At 74.7% G+C, this 8,549-nt stretch carries 7 protein-coding genes; 4 read left to right on the forward strand and 3 right to left on the reverse strand.

Annotated features, from left to right (window positions below; all coding sequences use genetic code 11):
- Positions 1–477 (forward strand): hypothetical protein (locus tag KBX39_RS15325; RefSeq protein ID WP_210871171.1); only part of this gene is annotated, 477 nt, incomplete at its 5' end.
- A 4-nt stretch (positions 478–481) separates the two neighbouring features.
- Here KBX39_RS15325 and KBX39_RS15330 read toward each other — a convergent pair.
- Positions 482–952, reverse strand: coding sequence for a DUF1992 domain-containing protein (locus tag KBX39_RS15330; RefSeq protein WP_210871173.1), 471 nt, complete (start codon positions 950–952; stop codon positions 482–484).
- Positions 953–1,186: 234 nt separating this feature from the next.
- Positions 1,187–1,723, reverse strand: a complete 537-nt coding sequence (locus KBX39_RS15335; protein WP_210871175.1) for a GNAT family N-acetyltransferase — start codon at positions 1,721–1,723, stop codon at positions 1,187–1,189.
- Between the two features lie 200 nt (positions 1,724–1,923).
- On the opposite strand from KBX39_RS15335, the gene KBX39_RS15340 reads away from it, so the two are divergent.
- Positions 1,924–2,574 (forward strand): LysE family translocator, encoded by a 651-nt coding sequence (locus KBX39_RS15340; protein ID WP_043324080.1) that lies wholly within the window; start codon positions 1,924–1,926, stop codon positions 2,572–2,574.
- 54 nt (positions 2,575–2,628) lie between these two features.
- Here KBX39_RS15340 and KBX39_RS15345 read toward each other — a convergent pair whose 3' ends face one another.
- Positions 2,629–4,629 carry a beta-galactosidase gene (locus KBX39_RS15345; RefSeq protein ID WP_210871177.1) on the reverse strand — a complete coding sequence of 667 codons (2,001 nt, stop codon included), beginning with the start codon at positions 4,627–4,629 and terminating at the stop codon, positions 2,629–2,631.
- A 115-nt stretch (positions 4,630–4,744) separates the two neighbouring features.
- Between KBX39_RS15345 and KBX39_RS15350 the strand changes: the two genes are divergently transcribed.
- Positions 4,745–7,108, forward strand: coding sequence for a TIM-barrel domain-containing protein (locus tag KBX39_RS15350; RefSeq protein ID WP_210871179.1), 2,364 nt, complete (start codon positions 4,745–4,747; stop codon positions 7,106–7,108).
- A gap of 48 nt (positions 7,109–7,156) precedes the next feature.
- Positions 7,157–8,356 (forward strand): ROK family transcriptional regulator, encoded by a 1,200-nt coding sequence (locus tag KBX39_RS15355; RefSeq protein WP_210871181.1) that lies wholly within the window; start codon positions 7,157–7,159, stop codon positions 8,354–8,356.
- Positions 8,357–8,549: the final 193 nt, after the last annotated feature.

Below are 8,549 nucleotides of genomic sequence, written 5' to 3' on the forward strand. Positions count from 1 at the left end.
GACCTGGACTGGTCCTGCTGGACCACGGCCGCGCACATCGCGCACGACCTGATCGCGTACGCCGGTCAGGTGTCCGGCCGGCCCGAGGGCGGCTACCTCCCGTACGACCTGCGGGTACGCGCGGACGCCGCGCCCGCCGAGGTGCTCACCGTCGCGGCGGCCGCGGCCGGGATCCTGGCCGCCACTGTCGACGCCGCGAGCCCGGACGACCGGGCGTGGCACTTCGGCCCCTGCGATCCGGGCGGCTTCGCCGCGATGGGCGTGGCCGAGATCCTGCTGCACACACACGACCTGACCCGAGGGCTCGGCCTGGACTGGTCGCCACCCGCCGAGCTGTGCGCCCGGGTGGTGAGCCGGTTGTTCCCGGATGCGCCCGACGGCAGGCCGGCGCCGGTGCTGCTGTGGCTGACCGGCCGCGCGCCGCTCGGCGACCGGCCACGGCGTACCTCGTGGACCTGGCAGGCGGCGCGCCCCTGAACGCTCAGCGGCGCCACCAGCGCCAACGGCGGCGCGGGCGGGCCGACGCGGCACGGGCTGGCTCCGGCGTCGTGACGACCGGCGCGGCGCGTTCCCGGTCGGCGCGCCAGCCGCGCACCGCCTCCTCGACGTTCACCGGGCGTACCACCACACGTGGCCCGGTCGGGGTACGCAGCCAGGCGACCACCTCGGTGTTGAGCGCCGCCACGTACGAGCGGACGGCCTCCTCGGTGGGCAGGTCGCGCAGCTCGGCCGGGAGCTGTTCGATGCGGCGGCGCAACTGCAGCGGCGTGGGCAGCAGCAGGTCGGACGGGATCTGCTCGCGCTCCATGAAGCTGCGGATCCACCAGCCCTCGTCGTAGGGCGTGTCGCGCCCCGGGATGGGCTTGCCGGCACCCGGCAGGTTGTCGAACTCGCCGCGTTCCTGGGCCGAGCGGATCTGCGCCTCGACCGCGGCCTCCCAGGCTGTCGTCACCGCCGTCACCTCCGGTACCCACGGTAGCCGCCGCCGTCCGACAAGAGTCAGCGTCGCGCGGGGCCGAGCTGTTCCCGCGCGGGCCGCCGCGTAGCGTGCCCCCGGGGTGAGGGGGCGCCGGCGTGCGCGACTGACTGATCGGCCTCGCTGTGGCGACGGCCTGCCTGGTCGGGAGCTGGGCGGTGCTGCTGCGCCTGCTCGGCTCATGAGAGCAGCGGCGGGCCGGACCCGGCGTCAGGGCAGGTGGCGGACGTGGCGGTGGCCGTCGCGGGGAAACGGCGCGCGGGCCGGCAGGACCTCGGCGAACGCGTACCCGCTCTTTTCCGCCACGCGGCAGGACGCCGGGTTGTCGACCTGGTGCAGCAGCTCCAGGTGGGTCAGCCCGGTGGCGGCGAACCGGGCGAACGCCCATCCGGTGACCGCCTCCACCGCGCGTGGCGCGACGCCCCGGCCCCGTGCCGGCGCGGCCGTCCAGTAGCCGACCTCGGCGGCCGGGCGGCCCGGACGGACGTCCTTGAGCACCACACAGGCCGCCACCCGTTTCTCCTCCAGCACCGCGAACATGAACCGGTGACCGGCGGCCCAGCCCTGGTGGCTGCGGCGCAGGAACACCCGCGCCTGCGCCGGTCCGGTCACCGGATGTCTGGTCCAGGCACGCAGCACCGGATCCCGGTACGCCTCGATCAGCGCGTCGGCGTCACCGTCGCGCCACGGTCGCAGCAGCAGACCGGGCGCGGTCGCGGTCGCCGGCGCGGACAGCACGATCGACATGCGACAAGTATCCCCACCGCCCCCGCCCCGCGCTGACCCCCCGACTCCGGCGATCATGAAGTTGGCGGCCGTCGGTGACCGATTTGTCGCCGTCAACCTCATGATCGCCGGAGTGGGAGCAGGGGTGAGGGCACGGCGGGGCGGTGGGTGTCGGCGGGTGGGCGTAGGGTCCGGTTCACGGTCGGCAACGGGGAGGCGACATGGTTACAGTCGGCGCGGTGATGGGGATCGCCCTGGTGGCGCTCGGTCTGGTGCTCACGCCCGGGCCGAACATGGTCTACCTGGTGTCCCGCTCGGTGACCCAGGGGCGGCGGGCCGGACTGGTGTCGCTGCTCGGCGTGGCAGCCGGGTTCCTGGTCTACCTGGCCGCCGCGGTGGCCGGCATCGCCACCGTGTTCGTGCTGGTCCCGCCGCTGTACACGGCGGTGAAGCTGGCCGGCGCGGCGTACCTGCTGTGGCTGGCCTGGCGCACGCTGCGCCCGGGCGGCACGTCGGCGTTCACCCCGACGCCGTTGCCGCCGGACCGGCCCCGGCGCCTGTTCACGATGGGCCTGGTCACCAACCTGCTCAACCCGAAGATCGCCATCCTGTACGTGTCGCTGCTGCCGCAGTTCGTCGACCCGGCGCGCGGGCACGTGGCGGTGCAGAGCCTGCTGCTCGGCCTGACCCAGATCGTCGTGGCGCTCACCGTGAACGCGCTGATCGTGCTGAGCGCCGGTTCGGTGTCGGCGTTCCTCACCCGGCGGCCGGGCTGGGCGCGCCTGCAGCGGTGGGTGATGGGCACGGTGCTTGCCGCGCTCGCGGTGCGGATCGCCGCGGACCGCTCCCGCGCCGCCGTCGCCACCCCCTGACCGGGGTACGCGCACCCACGCCGTCCGTCACGAACGCATGCCGCCGGGGCGGCGTCACGACGGCTCCTCGCGCACGACCGCAACACCACCCGGCGGCACCGTCAACGAGCCGTCGGCCGTCGCGCCGGTCAGCAGGTCGAGCCCGGTGACCGGCACCCGCTGCGGCCGGTCGGTGTGGTTGAGCAGGTAGAGCAGGCCGTCGTGGCGGCGTACCGCCTCGACACCCTCGGGCGCTCCGGGACAGGTCGGGGTCACACCGGCGAGCCCTGCTGCCTCGGTGAGCAACCGCCGATAGGTGTCGTCGTCGGGGCGGGTGGAGACGTACCAGGCGCACGCGTCGCCGATCCGGTGCCGGGTGATCGCGGGACGGCCGTCAAGCACTCCCCCGGCGTACGCGCTGATCGTCTCCGCGCCGGCCGGGTGCACCGTCTCGGACCAGATCCGGCCGGTCCCGCCGCCGGTCAGCGGCACGTGTTCGTCGTCGGCGAGCGGGTGGAACTCCTCCACCCGTACGCCGAGCAGGTCCCGGTACGCGCCCGGGTAGCCGCCGAGGCGTACCCGGGCGTGCTCGTCGGCGACACCGCTGAGCCAGGTCACCAGCAGGTGCCCGCCGGCGTCGACGTGCCGGCGTACCCAGTCGACTGTGGCGTCCGAGGCCAGGTAGAGGGCGGGCAGCACGAGCAGCCGGCAACCGTCGAGCGGGGCGCCGGGCGGCACCACGTCGGCGGTGACCCCCGCGTGCCACAGCGCCCGGTGCGCGGCAGCCGCCTCGCCAGGGTGGTCGAGTCCGGCGCGGGGCATCCCGGGGTGCCGCAGCGCCCAGCCGCTCGCCGCGTCGTACGCGATGGCCACGCCCGCCTCGACGCGGCCCGGCGCGGTCCCGGCGAGCCGGGCCAGCGCGGCGCCCAGGTCGGTGGCCTCGCGGAACACGCGGGTGTCCGCGCCGGCGTGCGACACCACCGCGGAGTGGAAGCGTTCCGCGCCGCCGGCTGGGGCGCGCCACTGGAAGAACATCACCCCGGCGGAGCCGCGTGCGACGTGGGCAAGACTGTGCCGGGTCATCCGGCCGGGTTCCTTGGTGTGCATCCGCCCGGCGACGTGGATCTGGTTGGGCGCGCTCTCGGCCAGCAGCCACGGCGCCGGCCGCCCGGCGCCGTGGCGGGCCCAGCCGCGGGCCAGGTCGGCGGCGAACGCGGTCTGCTCCTGCGCGTCCGAGCCGACCGCGGACGGGTAGTGGTCGATCGCGACCACGTCCACCTCGCGCGCCCAGCGGGCGTGGTCCACCGGCACCCAGTCGCCGAGCACGTAGTTGGTGGTGACCGGCACCGAAGGGTTCGCCGCCCGCAGCAGGTCACGCTGCTCGGTGTACGCGGACAGCAGCGTGTCGGACCAGAAGCGGCGGAAGTCGAGCAGCTGGCCGGGGTTCGCGAGATATTGCGTGGCGCGGGGCGTGCCGACCTGCGCCCAGTCGGAGTAGTGCTGGCTCCAGAAGCTGGTCACCCAGGCGTCGTTCAGCGCGTCGAGGTCGCCGTACCGGCCGGTGAGCCAGCGGCGGAACGCCGCCTCGGTGTGCGGGCAGTGGCAGGTGGTGCCGTACTCGTTGTGCACGTGCCACAGCGCGAGCGCCGGGTGGTGCGCGTACCGGGCGGCCAGCACCTCGGCGATGCTGCGGGCGGCGTCGCGGTACGCGGGCGCGGCGGCGCAGTAGGTGTCGCGGCTGCCGTGGGTCAGGCGGACGCCGTCGGCGGTGACCGGCAGCGCGTCCGGGTGCCGCAGCGAGAACCACGGCGGCGGCGACGCGGTGGGGGTGGCCAGGGCGGCCCGGATGCCGTTCGCGTGCAGCAGGTCCAGGACGCGGTCGAGCCAGTCGAACGTGTGGCGGCCGGGTTCGGGTTCCAGCCGGGACCAGGCGAACACGCCGACGGTGACCAGGTCGACCCCGGCGGCGCGCATCAGGGCGACGTCCTCGCGCCACACCTCCGGCGGCCACTGCTCCGGGTTCCAGTCGCCGCCGTAGCAGAGCCGCCCGTCGCTCCACGGCACTTTAGTTGTCATCCCGGCCAAAATAGGAACAGGTGAGACGGAAAGTCAATGGCGTCGATCATTGACAGTTAGTTGGGCTTCCAAAGAAACTGGCGGGACCGCCCGTGGACGCCGCGAGGAGACGCCCATGCCGTACCGCCCGCCGCTGGTCCCGTACGAGACGTTCGTGGCCGACCCGCCCGACCTGCCGGTCCGCGCCCCCGGCGAGGAGGGCGCCGACGACGTGCTGCGGGCCGAGGTCGCCGCGACCGACGCGCACGGGGTCACGCTCACCGCGACCTGCGCGTCCGGCCGCACGCTGGTCACGCGCGTCGAGGCCGCCGGGGACGGGATCATCCGGGTACGCCTCGCCGACGACCCCTCGGTACGCAGCCGGTCCGCACCGGCGCTGACACTGGTCCACCCGCAGCCCCACCCGGCCACCGTGACCGTCGCCGACGGGCAGGTCCGGGTGGCGGCCGGTGGCATGGTCGCCGAGCTGAGCCTGGACCCGTGGGGACTGCGGTTCCACACTCCGGACGGACAGCTGCTGCTGGCCTCCGACGCCGGCACCCGCGACATCAGCGGCCGCCGCCGCACGCTGCCGCTGGGCCGTTCCACAGTCGACGGGGAGCCGGTGGCCTGGCACGAGAGCTTCGTCGCGCCGGGCGACGAGCGGTTCGTCGGCTTCGGCGAGAAGTTCACCCCACTGGACAAGCGCGGCCAGCGGCCGCTGATGTGGAACTTCGACGCCTTCGGCGGCGAGTCCGACCGGTCGCACAAGAACGTGCCGTTCTACCTGTCCGACCGCGGCTACGGCGTACTCGTCGACAGCGGGCTGCCGGTGCAGTTCGACATGTGCGCCAGCACGCACAGCAGCGTGCAGATCCTCGTCCCGGACGACCTGCTCGACTACTACGTGCTCGCCGGACCCACCCCGGCGCAGGTGCTCGACCGGCTCGACACGCTGACCGGCCGGCCGTACCTGCCGCCGCGATGGGCGTTCGGCGCGTGGATCTCCTCCGGCTTCTTCCCGGACAGCCAGCAGCGCGTACTGGAACGGGCCCGGCGCATCCGCGCGGACGACATCCCCTGCGACGTGCTGCACCTGGACTGCTACTGGCAGGTCGCCGGACACTGGTCGGACCTGCGCTGGGACACCGACGCCTTCCCCGACCCGGACGGCATGCTCAAGGACCTCACCGAGCAGGGTTTCCGGGTGTGCCTGTGGATGAACCCGTACCTGATGACCGGCAGCCCGCTCTACGCCGAGGCCGAGGCCGCCGGCTACTTCCTGCGCCGCCCGGACGGAAGCACGTACGTCGCCGACACGTGGCACGGCAGCTACCCGGTCTGCGCGATCGTGGACCTCACCAACCCGGCCGCGGTGAGCTGGTTCCAGGACCTGCTGCGCCCGCTGCTCGCCCAGGGCGTCGCCGTGTTCAAGACCGACTTCGCCGAGGGCGTGCCCGCCGACGCCGTCGCCCACAACGGCATGACCGGCGTCGAGCTGCACAACGTGTACGCGCTGCTGTTCAACGACGCGGTCGCCGACGTCACCGAGGAGGTGGCCGGGCACCGCACCGTGTGGGCGCGCTCGTCGTACCTGGGCGGCCAGCGGCACAGCGCCCAGTGGAGCGGCGACGTCAACGCCACCTGGCCCGGCATGGCCAGCACGCTGCGCGGTGGTCTGTCCCACGGGCTGTCCGGCGTGCCGTTCTGGAGCCACGACACCGGCGGCTTCCACGGCACCCCCGAACCGGACCTGTACGTGCGCTGGACCCAGTTCGGCGCGCTCTCACCACTGGTACGGCTGCACGGCACCACCAGCCGGCTGCCGTGGGAGTTCCCGCCCGAGGCGCAACGGCACGCGGTGGACGCGCTGCGGCTGCGCTACCGGCTGCTGCCGTACCTCTGGTCGGCGGCAGTGGACAGCGCCCGCACCGGCAGCCCGATGATGCGCGCGTTGCTCGTCGACACCCCGGAGGACCCGGCCGCCTGGACCGCCGACCTCCAGTACCGCCTCGGCCCGGACCTGCTGGTGGCGCCGGTGCTCGACAGGTCCGGCGAGCGCACCGTCTACCTGCCGACCGGCGACGACTGGCTGGACGCGTACACCGGGCAGCGGCACACCGGCGGACGGCACCTGCGGGTGAGCGTGCCGCTGGACCGCCTGCCGCTGTACGTGCGGCACGGCGCCCTGATTCCCACCGTGCCGCCCGCGACGACGGTCGGAACCGGCCCGTTCCGGGACGTCACGGTGGTGGCCTGGGGCGGCGTCGACGGCGTGAGCGTGGTACGCGACCCCGACGGCGACACCACGCTCACCGCCGTGCGCGACGGCGACACGCTGCGCGTACGCGTCGACGGGCCGCTGGACGTACGGCAGGTCAGCGTGGTCGGCACGGACCCGCCGCGCCGGGTGGTGCTCGACGGCGAGCCGGTCCCGGTGACGCCGTTCGCGCCGTGGTTCCCCGGCCGGGCCCACCCGGCCGGGATCGCGCCTATTTAGTTTAAGCTTTAGCCGAACCCAGGGCCGGGCGCAGGAGGCGGGCAGTACGTGATCAGCATCGACCGGCCGACGGCCGACCTCGGCGACGTGCGGGTGACGAACCGGGCCGCGGTGCTCCGGCACGTCCGCCGCCACGCCCCCTGCTCCCGGGCCGACGTCGCCGCACGCACCGGACTGAACAAGGCCACCGTCTCCAGCCTGGTCGCCGAGCTGATCGAACACGGGCTGCTGCGCGAGACCGGGCTGACCGAGAACCGGGTGGGCCGCCCCGCCACCATGCTCGTCCTCGACGGCGCCCGCTACGTCGGGCTCGGGCTGCGCGTCGGCGCGGACGAGCTGGTCGCGGTGGCCGCCGGGCTGGGCGGCGACCCGGTGCTCACGTGGCGGCGCGCGTTCCCCGCCGCCACCGCCGGTGCCGAGGAGACGGTGAAGGCGCTGGCGGCGCTGACCCGCCGCGCCGTCACCCGCGTCACCGGCGCCGAGCGCACGGTGCTCGGCCTCACCGTGGCCGTGCCCGGGCTGGTCGACGCCGACGGCGACGTGCCGGCCGCCCCGGCGCTCGGCTGGCGTGGCGTACCGCTCGCCGCCGCGTTGCGCCGCGCCCTGCGTGATCCGGGTTTCCCCCTCACCGTCGACAGCGAGGCCAACCTCGCCGTCCTGGCCGAGCAGCGGCACGGCCCGTACGCCGGCACGGCCGACCTGGTGCACCTCACCGGCGGGCCGGTGATCGGCGCGGGCTTGATCAGCGGTGGGCGGCTGCTGCGCGGCGGCAGGGGCTTCGCCGGCGACATCGGGCACCTGCCACTGGCCGCCGACGGCCCGCCCTGCGCGTGCGGGCGGCGCGGCTGCCTGACCGCGCTGCTCGGCGTGGACGCGGTGATCGGCCGGCTGCTGCCGGACGCCGGCCCGGTCACCGATCACCTGCCGGAGATCGAACGGATCCAGGCGCTCGCCCGCGCCGGGGACGAGCCGGTACGCACCGGCCTCACCGAGATCGGCCGGCTGCTCGGCCAGGCGGCGTCGGTGCTGGCCGGGCTGCTCGACCCGGAGGTGGTGGTGGTCGGCGGGCACCTGGCGGCACTCGCGCCGTGGCTGCTGCCGGCCGCCCACGCCGAACTCGCCGCCCGTACACCGGTCCCGCCCGGCGTGCGGCTGGAGGCCAGCACGCTCGGGTCCGCGGCCGGCGCGCTGGGCGGGGCCACCGCGGCGCTGGCCACAGTGGAGGCGGGACGCCTGCCCGCCGGGTGACCCCTTGACCGCACCGGCCGGAAGGTGTCAACCTCGGTAGCGCCGCGTTCCGGGACCGGGCAACCTGCGAAAGCGGCGTGTTTTTCGGCGGTTGTCGAAGCGCTTCACCACCGCTCCGGGCCGACCCTGCCGACACCGACCACCACCCATTTTCGCGTACGCGCCGCCCCGTCACCGGCACGGTCGTCGAAGC

The organism is Micromonospora sp. D75 (assembly GCF_018070405.1).
In the GTDB taxonomy this organism is placed as follows: Bacteria; Actinomycetota; Actinomycetes; order Mycobacteriales; family Micromonosporaceae; genus Micromonospora; species Micromonospora chalcea.

What these genes read in the sequence shown, in the direction of transcription:
- KBX39_RS15340 (WP_043324080.1), top strand. Translation starts at nt 1,924, where the DNA reads ATGGTTACAGTCGGCGCGGTGATGGGGATCGCCCTGGTGGCGCTCGGT.
- KBX39_RS15350 (WP_210871179.1), top strand. Translation starts at nt 4,745, where the DNA reads ATGCCGTACCGCCCGCCGCTGGTCCCGTACGAGACGTTCGTGGCCGAC.
- KBX39_RS15335 (WP_210871175.1), bottom strand. Translation starts at nt 1,723, where the DNA reads ATGTCGATCGTGCTGTCCGCGCCGGCGACCGCGACCGCGCCCGGTCTG.
- KBX39_RS15345 (WP_210871177.1), bottom strand. Translation starts at nt 4,629, where the DNA reads ATGACAACTAAAGTGCCGTGGAGCGACGGGCGGCTCTGCTACGGCGGC.